At 59.2% G+C, this 16,351-nt stretch carries 18 protein-coding genes; 5 read left to right on the plus strand and 13 right to left on the minus strand.

Translation table 11 applies throughout. The annotated features are described in order from the left end of the window. Positions 1–46 precede the first annotated feature (46 nt). From BLT54_RS05585 to pyrC, 11 genes are all read right to left on the minus strand, one after another. Complete coding sequence (locus tag BLT54_RS05585; RefSeq protein ID WP_143026750.1) at positions 47–523, minus strand: DUF2199 domain-containing protein; 477 nt, start codon at positions 521–523, stop codon at positions 47–49. A 42-nt stretch (positions 524–565) separates the two neighbouring features. Continuing rightward, on the minus strand, positions 566–2,032 hold the full coding sequence (purF, locus tag BLT54_RS05590) for an amidophosphoribosyltransferase (RefSeq protein ID WP_074642485.1): 1,467 nt from the start codon (positions 2,030–2,032) through the stop codon (positions 566–568). Between the two features lie 201 nt (positions 2,033–2,233). Continuing rightward, the gene (locus tag BLT54_RS05595) at positions 2,234–2,788 is read right to left on the minus strand and encodes a CvpA family protein (protein WP_074642066.1); all 555 of its coding nucleotides are present in this window, start codon (positions 2,786–2,788) and stop codon (positions 2,234–2,236) included. A gap of 28 nt (positions 2,789–2,816) precedes the next feature. Then, a complete protein-coding gene (gene radA, locus BLT54_RS05600) occupies positions 2,817–4,187 on the minus strand; it encodes a DNA repair protein RadA (RefSeq protein ID WP_074642068.1) in 1,371 nt (456 codons plus the stop codon). Between the two features lie 31 nt (positions 4,188–4,218). Continuing rightward, complete coding sequence (locus BLT54_RS05605; protein ID WP_074642488.1) at positions 4,219–4,698, minus strand: paraquat-inducible protein A; 480 nt, start codon at positions 4,696–4,698, stop codon at positions 4,219–4,221. 8 nt (positions 4,699–4,706) lie between these two features. Then, positions 4,707–5,456, minus strand: coding sequence for an ABC transporter ATP-binding protein (locus BLT54_RS05610; RefSeq protein WP_074642070.1), 750 nt, complete (start codon positions 5,454–5,456; stop codon positions 4,707–4,709). Then, positions 5,453–6,256, minus strand: a complete 804-nt coding sequence (locus BLT54_RS05615; protein WP_074642072.1) for an MlaE family ABC transporter permease — start codon at positions 6,254–6,256, stop codon at positions 5,453–5,455. The genes BLT54_RS05610 and BLT54_RS05615 overlap by 4 nt, the downstream gene beginning before the upstream one ends. Continuing rightward, positions 6,253–7,293 (minus strand): alanine racemase, encoded by a 1,041-nt coding sequence (alr, locus tag BLT54_RS05620; protein WP_074642074.1) that lies wholly within the window; start codon positions 7,291–7,293, stop codon positions 6,253–6,255. Before alr ends, BLT54_RS05615 begins: the two co-directional genes overlap by 4 nt. Before the next feature lie 92 nt (positions 7,294–7,385). Then, a complete protein-coding gene (locus BLT54_RS05625; protein ID WP_074642076.1) occupies positions 7,386–8,909 on the minus strand; it encodes a replicative DNA helicase in 1,524 nt (507 codons plus the stop codon). 204 nt (positions 8,910–9,113) lie between these two features. Continuing rightward, the gene (locus BLT54_RS05630; protein WP_074642078.1) at positions 9,114–9,794 is read right to left on the minus strand and encodes an orotate phosphoribosyltransferase; all 681 of its coding nucleotides are present in this window, start codon (positions 9,792–9,794) and stop codon (positions 9,114–9,116) included. 18 nt (positions 9,795–9,812) lie between these two features. Beyond that, entirely contained in the window at positions 9,813–10,853 is a 1,041-nt protein-coding gene (pyrC, locus tag BLT54_RS05635) for a dihydroorotase (protein WP_074642080.1), read from the minus strand. Positions 10,854–11,015: 162 nt separating this feature from the next. Between pyrC and BLT54_RS05640 the strand changes: the two genes are divergently transcribed. The 5 genes from BLT54_RS05640 to ureC are packed head-to-tail and all read left to right on the plus strand — an operon-like array spanning position 11,016 to position 14,601. Next, complete coding sequence (locus tag BLT54_RS05640) at positions 11,016–11,852, plus strand: urease accessory protein UreD (RefSeq protein WP_074642082.1); 837 nt, start codon at positions 11,016–11,018, stop codon at positions 11,850–11,852. A 23-nt stretch (positions 11,853–11,875) separates the two neighbouring features. Beyond that, a complete protein-coding gene (locus BLT54_RS05645; RefSeq protein ID WP_074642084.1) occupies positions 11,876–12,178 on the plus strand; it encodes an urease subunit gamma in 303 nt (100 codons plus the stop codon). A 22-nt stretch (positions 12,179–12,200) separates the two neighbouring features. Then, positions 12,201–12,506, plus strand: a complete 306-nt coding sequence (locus tag BLT54_RS05650; protein WP_074642491.1) for an urease subunit beta — start codon at positions 12,201–12,203, stop codon at positions 12,504–12,506. Then, positions 12,503–12,877 (plus strand): lysozyme inhibitor LprI family protein, encoded by a 375-nt coding sequence (locus BLT54_RS05655; RefSeq protein ID WP_074642086.1) that lies wholly within the window; start codon positions 12,503–12,505, stop codon positions 12,875–12,877. Before BLT54_RS05650 ends, BLT54_RS05655 begins: the two co-directional genes overlap by 4 nt. An 11-nt stretch (positions 12,878–12,888) precedes the next feature. Continuing rightward, positions 12,889–14,601, plus strand: a complete 1,713-nt coding sequence (gene ureC / locus BLT54_RS05660; protein WP_074642088.1) for an urease subunit alpha — start codon at positions 12,889–12,891, stop codon at positions 14,599–14,601. 33 nt (positions 14,602–14,634) lie between these two features. On the opposite strand, the gene BLT54_RS05665 is transcribed toward ureC, so the two are convergent. Both BLT54_RS05665 and BLT54_RS05670 read right to left on the minus strand, forming a co-directional pair. Continuing rightward, the gene (locus BLT54_RS05665; protein WP_143026751.1) at positions 14,635–14,958 is read right to left on the minus strand and encodes a hypothetical protein; all 324 of its coding nucleotides are present in this window, start codon (positions 14,956–14,958) and stop codon (positions 14,635–14,637) included. A 62-nt stretch (positions 14,959–15,020) separates the two neighbouring features. Further along, on the minus strand, positions 15,021–16,202 hold the full coding sequence (locus BLT54_RS05670) for a hypothetical protein (RefSeq protein WP_074642092.1): 1,182 nt from the start codon (positions 16,200–16,202) through the stop codon (positions 15,021–15,023). Positions 16,203–16,351 lie beyond the last annotated feature (149 nt).

The following is a 16,351-nucleotide window of genomic DNA, read 5'->3' on the forward strand; positions in this document are numbered from 1 at the left end:
GTTGCGGCCCATTTGGAGCGATGTGTGCGGGGAAAACGTGGTGCGGTCAAGGGGCGGTCAACTCGGCGCGCGCAAGTGTCCCACTGGCCTCATAGAGCGCCAGAAGATCGTCAAAGGACATATCCGCGATGCCCGTCAGGGTGACGCTGGGCCGCTCAGAGCCATCGCCAAAGCTCAGCGTCAGGGCGCTGTCTTGGGCGGCCAGAGGCGACAGATCATTGGCCAGACTGGCCAACGTGTCCTCGGGCAGGGGGCCGCCGTCAAGATGTTGAAGATAGGCGTAAAACACCGGATGCGGCACCTCGGCCCAAAGCGCGATCACCAACGCATCCTCCGCGCCGCGAATGGGCAGGGTGAGTGTGGCGCGCAGATAGCGCGCCTCACCCAAGCGACACAGTTCAGAGACCAATTGATCCGCGCCCTCTTTGACAAAGGCCAGATCGCCACGCGGCGCATGGGGCCACTCGGACGGATGATCAAAACCGATGTCGATCACCCCGCCGAATGGTCCGTTCGTGTCCATGAGCGCGCGCCAGCGGGGATCGAGATCGAGGATGGAGGCCACTTATTCGGCGGCCTTCAGTTGAAAGCCTTTGTCGATCATGTCGGAAGGCACCACCGGGTATTCGCCAGAGAAACAGGCGTCGCAATAGCGCGGGGCCTTGGCGTCGCGGCCTTCGGGGACGCCCGCAGCGCGATACAAGCCATCGAGCGAGATGAACTGAAGGCTATCAACGCCCAAATGCACGCGCATTTCTTCGACCGACATGTAAGCCGCCAGCAATTTATCGCGATCCGGCGTGTCGACGCCGTAGAAACAGGGCCACATGGTCGGCGGCGACGCAATGCGGAAATGGACCTCGGCCGCGCCCGCGTCCAACAGCATGTCTTTGATTTTTTGCGAGGTTGTGCCGCGCACCACCGAGTCATCGACCAGAATGATCCGCTTGTCACGGATCAGCGCCCGGTTGACGTTGAGTTTCAGACGCACACCCATGTTGCGGATTTGCTCTGAGGGTTCAATAAACGTCCGCCCCATATATTGGTTGCGGATGATGCCCATGCCGTAGGGGATGCCGGATTGGAACGCATAGCCGATGGCGGCGGGGGTGCCGGAGTCAGGCACCGGACAGACCAGATCGGCCTCCACAGGCGCTTCAATCGCCAATTCCACACCGATCTGACGGCGCGTCTCATAAACGGAACGGCCCCCTAAGATACTGTCAGGGCGAGAAAAATACACATGCTCAAAGATGCAAAAGCGCGAAGGCTTTGGTTCAAACGGTTTTGAACTTTGGACTTTGCCATCCGAGATCACGACCATTTCTCCGGGCTCAATTTCGCGCACAAATTCCGCACCGATGATGTCGAGCGCGCAGGTTTCGGACGAGAGAATATAGCCTTTGTCGCCAATCTTGCCCAATACGAGCGGACGCACACCGCGCGGATCGCGCACGCCGATCAGTTTGGTGCGGGTCATGGCAACGACGGAAAACGCGCCTTCCACCCGGCGCAGCGCATCTTTCATCCGCTCAGGGATGTTGCGTTGCAGCGAGCGCGCCATCAGGTGAATGATGCATTCCGAATCCGAGCTGGATTGGAAAATCGAACCGCGTTCAATCAATTCACGACGCAGGGCAATGGCATTGGTGATATTGCCGTTATGGGCAATCGCAGCTCCGCCCATGGCGAATTCGCCAAAGAACGGCTGCACGTCGCGGATCGCCGTGTTGCCTTTGGAGCCTGCCGTGGAATAGCGCACATGGCCGATGCCGATCGGGCCGGGCAGGGTTTCCATCACTTTTTGGCTGGTGAAATTGTCGCGGACATAGCCAAAGCGGCGTGCCGATTGAAATCCGGCCTCGGTATCATAGGTGACGATCCCGCCAGCTTCTTGGCCGCGATGCTGAAGCGCATGCAGACCAAGGGCGATAAAAGAGGCGGCATCGGCAACGCCAACGGCGCCGAAAACGCCGCATTCCTCTTTTAATTTGTCATCGTCAAAAGGGTGAGCGGGGGGCATTTCGAGCATCTCGGTCAAGCTCCGAATCCTACGCTGTGCGGTTCGTCCCACCCTTTAAGACCTAAGAGGCCCAGTGTCACGAAAGGATCACAAAAGATTTCATCACTTCTTGTGCTCCAGTCGTGAGACGGGCGGGTTTCGTGGCTCTTAAGGTGGGGTTTGTGAAAAGGGCGGCTGCTTTTGATCGGCGCCGCCCAAAGGGATGGTGATTTACTCAGTACAGGTCGAAACCAAGGATTGATAGCTCGAGGTGATCCAATCTGGCGCATCCTCGGGCAGGCTCTCGTCCAGCTTGTCTTGCGAGCGGGCAAAAACTTTGGCGGTGCGCGAGTTTTCCAACACCTCAATCGGATCGCCGGTGGAGACGCGGTCAACGATCACCAACGCGATGGCGACCAAAATGATGCCTCGGATCACGCCGAACAGGAAACCAAGCCCCTGATCCACCCCGCCCAAGGCGGAGCGTTGCACGGCGGAGGAAAACAGGGGCGAAAAGATCGACACGACGATCAATGCCACGGCAAAAACCGCAAAAAAACCGGTGATCACCGAGAGTTCGCAAGATCCAGAGATGTAATCTCCAAGATAGGGCACTTCTTTGACCAAAGGCACGGCCTTGGGGGCAAACATATAGCCCAGGATCGCGGCCACGATCCATCCGGCAATCGCCATGCCTTCGCGCACAAATCCGCGTGAATAGGCCAGGATCGCCGATACGACGATGACCAATGCGACGATGCCGTCGATGATTGTAAAGCCTTCCATGGCGCCTCTCTTTTGAACTCTGTGCGCGTTAGCCCGCGCCAAAAACCTCTCCGACAAACCCCACCAGATCGCTCATCTGCCGGACGTCCATGCCGCTTTTTTCCCCAGCCTTGGAACGGGCGGGGGCGATGGCCGATGAAAAACCAAGTTTTTTGGCTTCTTTCAACCTGTTTTCGGTCTGGCCGACGGGTCGCAAGCTCCCTGAGAGCGAAAGTTCCCCGAAAACCACACAATCTTTTGGCAAAGCCTGATCTTCGCGGGCCGAAATCAGCGCCGCCGCCACCGCCAGATCGGCGGCAGGTTCCGACACTTTCATCCCGCCCGCCACGTTCAGATAAACGTCCAGCCCGGCAAAGGGAATACCACATCGGCTTTCCAATACCGCGAGGATCATCGCCAAACGCGATCCGTCCCAGCCCACAACCGTGCGCCGGGCCTGGGCGTGGGGCGAGGGGGCGACGAGGGCTTGGAATTCGACCAACACCGGCCGCGTGCCTTCGATGCCGGCAAAAACCACCGATCCGGGCACAGGTTGATCGCGTTCCGAGAGAAAGAGCGCGGAGGGGTTGGTCACTTCGCGCAACCCGTCACCGGTCATTTCAAACACGCCGATTTCATGCGCCGGGCCAAACCGGTTTTTGACCGCGCGCAACAGGCGGAAATGATGTCCGCGCTCGCCCTCAAAATACAAAACCGTGTCGACCATATGTTCGACCACGCGGGGCCCCGCGAGTTGCCCGTCCTTGGTGACATGGCCGACCAAAACCACCGAGACGCCGCGCGATTTGGCGAAAGTCACCAATTCATGCGCCGCCGCGCGCACCTGCGACACCGATCCCGGCGCGCTTTCGACATTGTCGGCCCACATGGTTTGGATCGAGTCAATGATCACCAAATCGGGCATTTCCGCCTCAAGCGTCGTCAAAATATCGCGCAGGTTGGTTTCCGCCCCGAGCCGCACCGGTGCATTGCCAAGGCCCAGCCGTTGTGCCCGCATCCGCACTTGGGCGGCGGATTCTTCGCCGGAAATATAGATGACCTTCAGCCCGGCCATGGCAAATTTCGCCGCCGCTTGCAGCAAAAGCGTCGATTTGCCGATGCCCGGATCACCGCCGACCAAAATGGCCGACGACGGCACCAAGCCACCGCCCAAAACCCGGTCAAATTCGGTCAGCCCGCAGGAGGTGCGTTTGGGCGGGGCCTCTTTGTCGGACAGCGCCGAAAGTGGAATTTCCTTGCCGCGCAGCCCGCCCAGCGTCTTTTTCGCCGGACCCGAGGCCGACAACGGTTTTTCCTCGGAAATGGAGTTCCATTCACCACAGCCGTCACAGCGCCCGGACCATTTGGTCGTCACGGCGGCGCAATTGGAACAGACGAAATTCTTTTGTGCCTTGGCCATTCTGGCGCTCCCTGCTCGTTCTTGCTTCGTTCTAGTCCTTCAAGGGGCCGCTGCGCAAGCATTCGGTTTTTACCGTGGTGAAAATACTCACAGCCAGACTGAGCAACACACAAAACGTGAACAGGTAGAGCCCCCAACCGATCTCAAGCCGTCCAACGCCGATGCCTTTGATGACCGTGATGTAAATCGCGATCAAAAACACATCCGCCATGGCCAGCCGTCCAAGGTGAAACAGCCAGGGTTTGACCCGCGCGGGGAGGCGGTTCGAGATCAGCGCTTCGAGGGACAGCACCTTGGCGATGGGGGCGAGAATGGCGAAAAGCACAACGATGAGGGCAAGAAAGACGTCTGTCTGCCAAAGACCCGCAATGCCAGAGAGAACCGAAATTTCGGAAAGGCCAAACAGCGGCAAAAACCCCGCCCGCATCAGCGGCGCGACCCAAGCGATGGGAAACAGGACCAACAAGGTGAGATTGAGACGGCGGAGGGTAAGCTGGGTGCTGCGAGACAAGGGCAACCTCACCGAACCGTTTCAATCGGCCCATGCGCCGAGCCGGTGATGAATTGGGTGAGGTATGGGTCTTCTGCCACGTCCAGTTGCGCCACGGGGCCGTGCCAACGGATTTTGCCGCCGTGCAACATCGCCACCTTGTCGGCGATCGCGCGCACCGAGGTCATGTCATGGGTGATGGTCAGCGCCGTCGCGCCCATTTCCACCACGATCTCGCGGATCAATTCATTGATCACACCGGCCATGATCGGGTCCAATCCGGTGGTCGGTTCGTCAAAGAAAATGATCTCGGGATCGGCGGCGATGGCGCGGGCGAGGCCCACACGTTTTTGCATCCCGCCCGACAGTTCGGCGGGAAATTGATCGGCCACATCGGGGGACAAACCGACCCGGCGCAGTTTTTCGATCGCGATCTCGCGGGCCTCATGGCGAGGCCGTTTCAACGAGCCGCGCAACAGGCGAAAGGCGACGTTTTGCCAGACCGGAAGGCTGTCAAACAGGGCGGAGCCTTGAAACAACATGCCAAACCGGGCCAGAAACGCATCGCGGTCGCCACTGGCGGTGACCTCTTCGCCATCGACCGTAATCGTGCCTCGGTCCGGGGTCACAAGGCCCAGAATGCATTTGAGCATCACCGATTTCCCGGTGCCCGATCCGCCGATGATGACACAGCTTTCGCCGCGCTCCACCGTCAGGTTGACACCGCGCAGGATCTGTTTTGCGCCAAAGGATTTATGAACGTCGGTGAGCGTGATCATGCGGCAAAAAACGCCTGTGTCAAAAGGAAGTTGGCAGCCAGAATCAATACGGCGGCGGCGACGACCGAGGATTTGGTCGCCTGACCCACGCCCTGTGCGCCTCGGCCCGAATTCATCCCGAAATAACAGCCCATCAACGTGGCGATGACGCCAAACGCTGCGCCCTTGACCAATGAGGACACGATGTCGGGCATCTCAAGGAAATCTATGGTGTTTTTGAGGTAGGTGGCGGAGTTGAAATCAAGCGATTTGATCGACACGAACCAGCCGCCAAACACCCCTACTGTGTCGCCCACCGCGACCAGAAACGGCACGGTCAACAGCCCGGCCAAAACGCGCGGAGCGGCGAGGTATTTCATCGGGTTGGTCGAGAGGGTGACCAGCGCGTCGATTTGTTCGGTGACTTTCATCGTGGCGATTTCGGCAGCAATCGACGAGGTGACCCGTGCCGCCATCATCAAACCGACCATCACCGGGCCAAGTTCGCGGACCACGCCCAGGGCGACGATTTGCGGCACCACCTGTTCGGCCGAAAACCGCGCGCCACCGGCATAGATTTGCAACGCCAAAGCCCCCCCCGTAAACAGCGCGGTCAGGCCGACAACGGGCAAGGACAGATAGCCGACATTCATCAAGGCGTGAAAGAATTCGCGGCTGTAGAACGGCGGCGTGAGGATGTGGCGAAAGGTCGAGAGCGTGAACAGCGTCAAGCGGCCCACGGCGGCAAACGTCCCCAACACCGCAGCCCCCAAACGGGCCAGCAGGTGCAAGATTGGATTGGCCGCGCGTGTGGTGCTCATCCGATATACCGCCGCATATAGCGCCCCCCCAAAGAGGTCAGGATTTCATAGCCAATCGTGTCTGCCACATCGGCCAGATCATCGACCGTTTGGTGGGCGCACAAGAGATCAAGCGATTTGGGCACATGGTCCAAATGAGTGATGTCCACGGTGATCAAATCCATCGACACCCGGCCGACCAGCGGGCAGGGGGTGTCGCCGTCAAACAGCACCGCCGTGTTGGAGATTTTGCGCGAAATACCATCGGCGTAGCCGGCGGAAATCGTGGCGATGCGGGTGGGGGCCTCGGCGGTCCATGTGTTGGAATAGCCGACGGTTTCATTGGGCGCGACATCGCGGGTCTGGATCACCGGACATTCGAGGCGCACCACGGGTTTGCTGTCTTCAAACGGCAAGCCACCATAAAGGCCGACGCCGGGACGCACCAGATCGAAATGATAGTCCGGCCCAAGCAAAATGCCGCCCGTGGCCGACAAGGCGCGGGGCACGGACAGGCCCTCGGTCATCTCGCGGAAGGTCGCCAGTTGGTGCGCATTCATCGGATGCTTTGGCTCATCGGCACAGGCCAGATGCGACATGATCAGATCGGGGCGGGCTTTGATCACCAGATCTTTCACCGCGTCCCATTCGGGTGCTTCAAGGCCCAGACGATTCATCCCGGTGTCGAGTTGAATGCCGAAGGGCGCGCCGGGGAGGGCTTCGAAATGGCGGGTGATTTGATCGAGGGAATTGAGCATCGGCACAAGATGCATATCCGCGATCATGTCGGTGTCACCGGCCATATGACCGCCAAACACCCCGATCCACGGCGAGGGACCGATGGCCGCGCGCAGGGCCACACCCTCTTCGGCGGCGGCCACGAAAAACTTTTTCACCCCGGCTTTGACCAGCGCCCGCCCGACCTTGGCCACGCCAAGCCCGTAAGCGTCCGCTTTGATCACGGCGGCGGTTTCCACAGAAGGTGCGGTCAAACGATCCAGCGCCCGCCAATTGTCGGTCAGAGCAGTGAGATCAATATGCAAAACAGATGTAGCCATGGCGTTTTTTGACCCTCCACGCGCCTCTGTGCAAGCGTAAAACTATACGCAAGCTCAAAACGCGCGGGCGGTCCAATGTCCTTATGTCGGGGTTAGTAGTCGGGTTCGCTTTGTTGCCAAGGCTGAACAAGGTTGCCAAAGCGGGTGAATTCCGCCTCAAAGCTCAGTTCCACCGTGCCAATCGGACCGTGACGTTGTTTGCCAAGGATGACTTCGGCCTTGCCGTGCAGCCGCTCCATATCCTCGACCCAGCGCGTCGTGGCCTCCATATCATGCTCTTCGGGCTTTTCGCGCTCTTTGTAATATTCGCCACGATAGACAAACATCACCACGTCAGCGTCCTGCTCGATCGAGCCGGATTCACGCAAATCCGAGAGCTGTGGCCGTTTGTCGTCGCGGCTTTCCACCGTCCGACTGAGCTGCGACAGTGCGATCACCGGGATGTTGAGTTCCTTGGCGATGGCTTTGAGACCCATGGAAATCTCGCCGATCTCCTGCACCCGGTTGCCTTGGCTGCGCGCCGTGCCGCGCACCAGTTGCAGATAGTCGATGATCAACAGGTCCAACCCATGTGTGCGCTGCAACCGCCGCGCGCGCGCCGCCAATTGCGAAATCGGAATGGCCGGGGTGTCGTCGATATAGAGCGGGCAGGTCTCAAGCGTTTTGGCAGCCTCGACAAAGCGGCGGAACTGATCCTCGGTCATGTCCCCTTGGCGAATTTTATGCGACGAAATCTCAGACGCCTCGGCCAAAATCCGCGCCGCCAACTGTTCGGCGCTCATCTCAAGCGAATAAAACCCGACAACCCCGCCCTCGACCGCGCCCGTGCGCCCGTCCGGCAGCGTGCCCTTTTTATAGGCCTTGGCGATGTTGAAGGCGATGTTGGTGGCGAGCGAGGTTTTGCCCATCGACGGACGCCCGGCCAAGATGATCAAGTCGGATTTGTGCAGACCGCCCATCTTTTTGTCGAGGTCGTTGAGGTGGGTCTGAATCCCGGCCATGCCGCCGCCGCGCTCATAGGCGGCATTGGCGTTGAGCACGGCTTGGGTGACGGCGGAGAGGAAGGAGGTGAAGCCCGTCTCGCCCTTGCCCTGTTCGGCCAGCGTGTAAAGCCGCTGTTCGGCGGCCACAATTTGTTCGCCCGGATCGCGAATATCCGCGCCCGAGGCGGCAGAGCCTGCAATCTCATTGCCAAGCTCAATCAACTGTCGGCGCAAGAACAGATCATAGATCAACTGGGCGTAATCACGCACCGCATAGGTCGAAATCGCACTCGCCGCCAGACGCGCCAAATAGGCCGGGCCGCCGAGTTCTTTGAGGCCCTCATGGTCCTCCATATAGGCTTTCAAGGTCACCGGGGAGGCGAGCATATTCTTTTGAATGCGCTCCTGAGCCTTCTCGTAAATATCCTTGTGCACCGGGTCGAAAAAATGGTCGGGCGAGATGATTGAGGCGATTTTGTCGAACACATCGTTGTTGGTCAAAAGCGCGCCCAGGAGTTGCTGTTCGGCCTCGATGTTATGCGGCACGGCACCGGCATAGGAGGTGATCACCGAAGATGTGGTCGCGCCCGATTTGTCGTTGCGTGCATCCTGAAGTGTGGCGATGTCATTCATCCGGCTGGCCCTCTTTATGATCCTGCGAGTCGCGTGATGCTCGCGGGTTTGGATTTCATAGCTGCCTGCGCGCCGGGTTTCAAAATGTATAACTTGTGGATAAGTGTCCGGTGGGGAAACGACGTCGGCTAACCCGGCTGTTTGCAAAGAAAAACGCCGCCCTTGAGGACGGCGCATAAATTTCGCGCGCGGATTATTGCCGATTTATGCCTTTTTATTGGCCTCTTGCCACTCGCGCGGGGCGTTTAGGAATTTTTCCACCTCCGAAAGAGTCTCCGCATCAAAGGCACCTTGGCGTTTGGCTTCGGCCAAAACATCCCACCATGTGCACAGGCTGATGAGTTTCACGCCATGATCGCCCAGCGTCTTTTCCGTCTCCGGGAAAATTCCGTAGTAAAAAATCACCGCCGTCCAGCCGCAGGTCGCGCCCGTTTCGCGGATTGCATCGACAAAGGACAGTTTCGAGCCACCATCGGTGGTCAAATCTTCGACCAACAACACCCGCTCGCCTTCGCTCATCTGCCCTTCGATCCGGGCATTGCGCCCGTAACCTTTGGGTTTTTTGCGCACATAGGTCATTGGCAGGGCCAGACGTTCGGCCACCATTGCGGCAAAGGGGATGCCCGCCGTTTCGCCACCCGCGATGTTGTCAAAGGCCTCAAATCCAGCCTCGCGCATGACGGAAACCGAGAGAAAATCCATCAGTGTGGAGCGAATGCGCGGGTAGGAAATCAGTTTGCGACAGTCGATATAGGTCGGGCTGGGCAGGCCGGAGGCCAGCGTAAATGGCTCGCGCGCGTTGAAATGCACGGCCTTGATTTCCAACAGCATTCGCGCCGTCAAACGGGCGATTTCGGTCTCGTCAGGAAAGGAGGAGGGGATCATCTGGCGGTCTCTTTCGTCTTAGGCCTCGACGCTCCAATGGAGCGGCATTTGCGGGTCAAATACGGTCACGGGACCGTTTTCGGTGTCGATTTTGGCGGGGTAGCGGACCGGGTTGCCCCGGCGCAGCGTGATCGTCGCCTCATTGAGCGGCAGGCCATAGAATGTCGGCCCGTTGATCGAGGTGAAGGCTTCAAGAGCATCCAGTTTTCCCTCTTTTTCAAACACTTCGGCGAGAATCGACATGGTGTTCGTGGCGGTGAAACAGCCCGCACACCCACATGCGGTCTCTTTCGCCCCGTCCACATGCGGTGCGGAATCGGTGCCCAAAAAGAACTGTTTGTCGCCAGAGGTCGCCGCCTCCACCAAAGCCAGACGGTGCGTTTCGCGTTTGGCCACGGGCAGGCAATAATAATGCGGTTTGATCCCGCCCACGAGGATATGGTTGCGGTTGATCACAAGGTGATGCGTGGTGATCGTCGCGCCCAGACCCTCATCCACAGAACGGGCGTACTCCACGCCGTCCTTCGTGGTGATATGTTCCATCACCACTTTGAGGCCGGGGGTGGTGCGGCGGATTGGGTCGAGCACGGTGTCGATGAACACTTTCTCACGATCAAAGATGTCCACGTCCGGCGTCACCACCTCGCCATGGATGCACAGCGGCAGGCCGATCTCGGACATTTTTTCCAAAACCGCGCGCACGTTTTCAAAATTCGTGACACCCGAGGCCGAATTGGTCGTCGCCCCCGCCGGATATAATTTCACCGCTTTCACCAAGCCGCTGGCATGGGCCATGGCCACATCATTCGGGTCGGTGTGTTCGGTCAAATAGAGCGTCATCAATGGCTCAAACTGACCTTTGCGTGGGTTCGCCTTGAGGATGCGCTCGCGGTAGGCGGCTGCATCGTCGCCGGTGACCACGGGGGGCACAAGGTTCGGCATCACGATTGCGCGGGCAAAATGGCGTGTGGTTTCGGGCAAAATGGCGTTGAGCATCGCACCATCGCGCAGATGCAAATGCCAATCGTCGGGGCGGCGGAGTGTGAGTGTATCGGTCATGTCCCTGAATTACCGCGTTCCGTTGCAAAGCACCAGATGGCAGATCGTGCTTATTTTTTAAGCGGATGGTCAGTTTTCGCGACGATTGTGTACAATCGGGCGGCTCCGGGATTGAAGCCTCTGCCGGGCCAAGGCTAGCGTGGTGACGACTTGGAGACTTGGATGCTCGATACCTCACTTCAAACCCTGCCCCAACCCGCGGTGCCAACCATGCAGCGTGTGCGGGGTCGTGCGCTTGTGGTCATGGGCGTGAACGGGTTGAAGGATTTGCACCAATCTGGCTCCGCCAAAGCGATGTTGCCACGGGTGCACACCAAGGTGCCGGAGGTGGTTTTTCTCAACACATCCGGGGGCTTAACCGCCGGAGATCGACTGGATTACACGCTTGAGGTTGAGGATGGCGCATCGCTTGTGGGCACCACTCAAACCGCCGAGCGCGCCTATGCTTCTGTCGCCCATGGCGCGGATGCGGATGTATCGGTTCGGCTCATCGCCGGGGCGGGCGCGTGGCTCGATTGGCTGCCGCAGGAAACCATCCTGTTTGAAAATGCGCGATTGAACCGTCTCACCTGTGCAGAGATCGCCGGGGAAGCACGGTTCACCTTTGTGGAGACGCTGATCTTTGGGCGTGCCGCGATGGGGGAGACGCTGCAAACGTTGCATTTGACGGACCGCCGTGAAATCCGCCGTGCCGGGCGGCTTGAATTCTTGGAACCGCTGGAAATCGACGCTGCCCTTTTGGCCGCGCGCGATCATGCGGTGACGCTCGGCGGGGCGCGCGCCGTGGCGACCATCGGGATGTTCGCGCCGGGTGCCGAAGCCTTGGCCGATCTGGTCAAACAGACGGTCCAAGAGGGCGTCACGGCGGGTGTCTCGGGCTGGAACGGCAAACTTGTGATCCGGGCGATGGCGCCGGATGGCTATCCGCTGAGGCGCTATGTGGCGCGGGTTTTGAATCAGATCAGAGGCGTGGACCTGCCGCGCGTCTGGCAAATGTGACTTGAATTGAACGAGGGACGACCATGAACCTGACCCCGAGGGAAAAGGACAAACTTTTGATCTCTTTGGCCGCGATGGTGGCGCGTGGGCGCCTTGCGCGTGGCGTAAAGCTGAACCACCCTGAGGCCATCGCATTGATCACCGATTTCGTCGTCGAAGGCGCGCGGGACGGTAAAATGGTGTCCGAACTGATGCAATCGGCGGCGCATGTTGTGACCAAAGCCATGTGTATGGAGGGCATCGCCGAGATGATCCCCGAGGTGCAAGTTGAGGCGACCTTTCCGGATGGCACCAAATTGGTCACCGTCCATCACCCCATTCGTTAAGGAGACCGCCATGATCCCCCCCATGATCCCAGGAGAGTATTTCATCACAGAGGGCGATATCGAGTTGAACGCGGGCGCTGAGGTGACTGTGCTTGAGGTTTCCAACACCGGCGATCGTCCGGTGCAAGTTGGCTCGCATTATCACTTCTATGAAACCAACGCCGCGCTGGCTTTTGATCGCGAGGCGGCGCGGGGCAAACGGCTCGACATTGCCGCGGGCACGGCTGTGCGGTTTGAGCCGGGACAAACCCGCGAAGTCAGCCTTGTGCCGCTGTCCGGCAAACGCGAAGTCTATGGGTTCAATCAGAAAGTGATGGGTGCGCTGTGATCCGTAAGATTCTGATTTTGATTGCATTCTGCGGTCCCGCTTTGGCGGAAGAGCCGCAGGTGGATTGCGACAATGCGATGACCCAAACCGATATGAACATCTGTTCCTATCAGGACTATCAGGCCGCCGATGCCGTGCTCAATGAGACCTACGCATGGGCCATGGATCGCGCCAAAACCTATGGTGACACCGCCGCCGACGCCCTGCGCAGCGCACAACGGGCGTGGATTCCCTATCGGGACGCCGCCTGCGACGCGGAGGCCGTGCTTTATGAGGGCGGGTCGATCCAGCCGCTGATCATGAACAGTTGTTTGGCAAATTTAACACGGCAACGCACGGATGAGATGCGCTCTGCCTATCAGACGTACTGAGAGGGACCGAGATGCCTGCAAAAATTTCCCGCGCCACCTATGCCGATATGTTTGGCCCGACCACGGGCGACAAGGTCCGGTTAGCCGATACCGATTTGATCATCGAAGTCGAACGCGACCTGACGGGCCCTTATGGCGAAGAAGTCAAGTTTGGCGGCGGCAAAGTGATCCGCGATGGCATGGGCCAATCGCAATTGTCGCGGGCCCAAGGTGCCGTTGACACGGTGATCACCAACGCGTTGATTTTGGATGTGACCGGGATTTTCAAGGCCGACATTGGCCTCAAAAGCGGGCGCATCGCCGGGATTGGCAAGGCCGGAAACCCCGACACGCAGCCGAATGTTGACATCATCGTCGGTCCCGGCACAGAGGTGATCGCGGGCGAGGGCCGGATCATCACGGCGGGGGGCTTTGACAGCCACATCCATTTTATTTGCCCGCAACAGATTGAAGATGCTCTACATTCTGGCCTGACCACCATGTTGGGCGGCGGCACCGGGCCGGCGCATGGCACGTTGGCCACCACCTGTACCCCTGGTCCATGGCATATCGGTCGGATGTTGCAGGCGCTCGATGGCGTGCCGATGAACATCGCGTTGGCGGGCAAGGGCAACGCGAGCCAACCGCAGGCTTTGGTTGAAATGGTCAAGGCGGGTGCGGCGGCGCTCAAGCTGCATGAGGATTGGGGCACGACGCCCGGCGCGATTGATTGCTGTCTCTCAGTGGCCGATGACATGGACGTTCAGGTGATGATCCACACCGATACGCTCAACGAATCCGGCTTTGTCGAGAACACGGTCAAGGCGATGAAAGGCCGCACGATCCACGCCTTTCACACCGAGGGCGCGGGCGGGGGGCACGCTCCCGACATCATCAAAGTTGTGGGCGAAGAGCATGTGATCCCGTCCTCTACCAACCCGACACGGCCCTATACGATCAACACGTTGGAAGAGCATCTCGACATGCTCATGGTCTGTCACCACCTCGACAAATCCATTCCCGAAGATGTGGCTTTTGCCGAATCCCGCATCCGCAAAGAAACCATTGCCGCCGAAGACATCCTGCATGATATGGGCGCGTTTTCCATCATCGCCTCCGACAGTCAGGCCATGGGCCGGGTGGGCGAGGTCTTGATCCGCACCTGGCAAACGGCGGATAAGATGAAAAAACAACGCGGTCGCTTGTCGGATGAGACTGGCGACAATGACAACGTTCGGGTGAAACGCTACATCGCGAAATATACGATCAATCCGGCGATTGCCCATGGGATGAGCCGCGAAATCGGGTCGATCGAGGTCGGCAAGCGTGCCGATCTTGTGATCTGGTCACCGGCGTTCTTTGGCGTGAAACCGGAGATGGTGCTTTTGGGCGGCTCGATTGCCGTGGCGCAAATGGGCGATCCGAATGCCTCGATCCCGACGCCGCAACCCGTCTATACCCGACCGATGTTTGGTGCCATGGGCCGCGCGGTGGAACACTCCGCCGTGTTGTTCGTCTCTGCCGCCGCTCAGGCCGAAGGCATCGGCGCCTCTTTGGGCCTCCACAAACAAACCGTAGCGGTGGAGAACACCCGCAAGATTGGCAAATCGTCGATGGTGATGAACACGGCAACGCCCAAGATCGACGTCAACCCGGAAACATACGAGGTGCGCGCCGATGGCGAGCTTTTGACCTGTGAACCCGCCTCTGAGTTGCCGATGGCGCAGCGCTATTTTCTGTTTTGAACGACCTGCTTGGCTGATCTGCGGGTGGAGATTTCAATGGTGTTCGATCACGTCAAACTCTTCTCCCGCGGTTTGCGCCAGCATGAACGCGTCGGTCTCATCGCGCGGTTCGGTGCGGATCGAGGTGACGTGTTTGGTCGCGTAAAAGCGGTCGTCGTTGAGGATGCTGTCCGGCAGTTTCGAAATGTCGAACACTTGATACGCGGTGCACGACACCACGACATCGTAGGAAAATCCGACAAAGCGTCCGGTGTCGTTCATCTCTATAAACCGCGCCTCCAGCGCGGTTTCGCGGGCGCGCAATTCGGCGATTTTGGCGCGTATACTGGCCAATTCGTCGGCCGGGGATCGGGTCATGAACATCGTGTGTCTCCTTCTGGATACATCATGGCGTGGTTGGGCGGGGTAGTGCGCACGGGTCAAGCGCCCGAGATCGCGCGGGATGTGGAAAAGGCCGCGGGCAGGTCTTCACTCAGATCAAATTTGCCAAGCTCCACCTGTAAATCCATTTGGTTTTCAAGCCTTTGGGCCTCGCTCAGCGCTTCGGACAAGGTCACCGGATCAAGCGGGGCATCCGCATCGTCAAGGGCCTGTGCGATCTCTTCTTCGTGCAGACCGGCCATAGGTTGCAGATGTGCATGGGCCGTGGGACGCAGATCGCGCGGGGTCTCACATTCGGGCGCTTCATCCGCAGTTACATCCAGGTATGTTGCGGCGCTCGGCGTTGGGGTCGCGCCTTTGAGGCCAAATGGATCCTCGCTGGCGACGGTGATCCTTTCCTCCCGCCGGGGGACATGCGCGTCACGCGCTAAAGGGGGGAGAACAGGTGCTGCAACATTGACGTCCACAGGGCTGTCGACCTCTTCAAATCTGTCGCTGAGGTCGAGCATGTCACCGATCGGGTCCCCTTCCTCCATGGGAGCCCCGATGGTGCGCATTTCGGTGGGGGACGGTGTCACAGAGCCTATGGCTGTCGTCGCGGGCTCTGATGCAATGTTGAATTCAATGTGGCGATCATCCGACGCCGTGGCGCACTCCTGGAGGAGCGTTGGCATCGTCACGGGCGCGCCCTCCATGTCTACGATCATGTCCACGATTTCCTCCAAACCTTCGAACCCGACGTCCATCTCTTTGGTCTCGGAAACATGGTCTCGCGGCAGATCATCTGTGATCTCGGGACGATCCATGGGGTCGGCCCTCTGCTCAGGGGGCACATCGACAGGCCCATCAAAGGGGCGCGCCTCCGGGGTGTCGGTGGGATCCGCGTGTGAGACCGATGCGGGGAGGGCGGCGGGCACAGCGGTGAGACCTGATTTGGGCCAGATCAGCACAACGGTTTCGGTCTGGCCGAGGAGAAGACCCGGATCGAGAAACACCTCTTTTGGCAATTTGCCAAGATCCACGCGACGCGGGCGGCGTCGTTCGATTACCGCATCGCGGGTCGCGCCACAGACACGCAGACCGCCGGATTGGGTTGCAAAGCTACGGATTTCGTCACAGAGCTCCGCCTCGCGGTTGCGCAGGCGTTCGATATGCGCGCGTACCGTGGCCAATTCATCCACGGCCTCTAAGGCGGAATGATCATGCGGGGGCAAAGTCATGGCGTTACAACGATCATGTCGGCAAAGGTCATGTCGGCAAAGGTCATGGGGTTAAGGTGCATGGGGTCAAAACTCATGGTCAGGGTCTCCTTGGCCTCCATTTGGGGGCGAGTCGGTTAAGAAAGTCCCAATTCTTGAAGGAGAGTATG

The sequence above is a fragment of the Celeribacter baekdonensis genome (assembly GCF_900102315.1).
In the GTDB taxonomy this organism is placed as follows: domain Bacteria; phylum Pseudomonadota; class Alphaproteobacteria; order Rhodobacterales; family Rhodobacteraceae; genus Celeribacter; species Celeribacter baekdonensis.

Excerpts from the sequence above, each read along its gene's own strand:
- BLT54_RS05585 (WP_143026750.1), bottom strand. The coding sequence starts at position 523 with ATGGACACGAACGGACCATTCGGCGGGGTGATCGACATCGGTTTTGAT.
- purF (WP_074642485.1), bottom strand. The coding sequence starts at position 2,032 with ATGCTCGAAATGCCCCCCGCTCACCCTTTTGACGATGACAAATTAAAA.
- BLT54_RS05595 (WP_074642066.1), bottom strand. The coding sequence starts at position 2,788 with ATGGAAGGCTTTACAATCATCGACGGCATCGTCGCATTGGTCATCGTC.
- radA (WP_074642068.1), bottom strand. The coding sequence starts at position 4,187 with ATGGCCAAGGCACAAAAGAATTTCGTCTGTTCCAATTGCGCCGCCGTG.
- BLT54_RS05610 (WP_074642070.1), bottom strand. The coding sequence starts at position 5,456 with ATGATCACGCTCACCGACGTTCATAAATCCTTTGGCGCAAAACAGATC.
- BLT54_RS05615 (WP_074642072.1), bottom strand. The coding sequence starts at position 6,256 with ATGAGCACCACACGCGCGGCCAATCCAATCTTGCACCTGCTGGCCCGT.
- alr (WP_074642074.1), bottom strand. The coding sequence starts at position 7,293 with ATGGCTACATCTGTTTTGCATATTGATCTCACTGCTCTGACCGACAAT.
- BLT54_RS05625 (WP_074642076.1), bottom strand. The coding sequence starts at position 8,909 with ATGAATGACATCGCCACACTTCAGGATGCACGCAACGACAAATCGGGC.
- BLT54_RS05630 (WP_074642078.1), bottom strand. The coding sequence starts at position 9,794 with ATGATCCCCTCCTCCTTTCCTGACGAGACCGAAATCGCCCGTTTGACG.
- pyrC (WP_074642080.1), bottom strand. The coding sequence starts at position 10,853 with ATGACCGATACACTCACACTCCGCCGCCCCGACGATTGGCATTTGCAT.
- BLT54_RS05640 (WP_074642082.1), top strand. The coding sequence starts at position 11,016 with ATGCTCGATACCTCACTTCAAACCCTGCCCCAACCCGCGGTGCCAACC.
- BLT54_RS05645 (WP_074642084.1), top strand. The coding sequence starts at position 11,876 with ATGAACCTGACCCCGAGGGAAAAGGACAAACTTTTGATCTCTTTGGCC.
- BLT54_RS05650 (WP_074642491.1), top strand. The coding sequence starts at position 12,201 with ATGATCCCAGGAGAGTATTTCATCACAGAGGGCGATATCGAGTTGAAC.
- ureC (WP_074642088.1), top strand. The coding sequence starts at position 12,889 with ATGCCTGCAAAAATTTCCCGCGCCACCTATGCCGATATGTTTGGCCCG.
- BLT54_RS05665 (WP_143026751.1), bottom strand. The coding sequence starts at position 14,958 with ATGACCCGATCCCCGGCCGACGAATTGGCCAGTATACGCGCCAAAATC.
- BLT54_RS05670 (WP_074642092.1), bottom strand. The coding sequence starts at position 16,202 with ATGACTTTGCCCCCGCATGATCATTCCGCCTTAGAGGCCGTGGATGAA.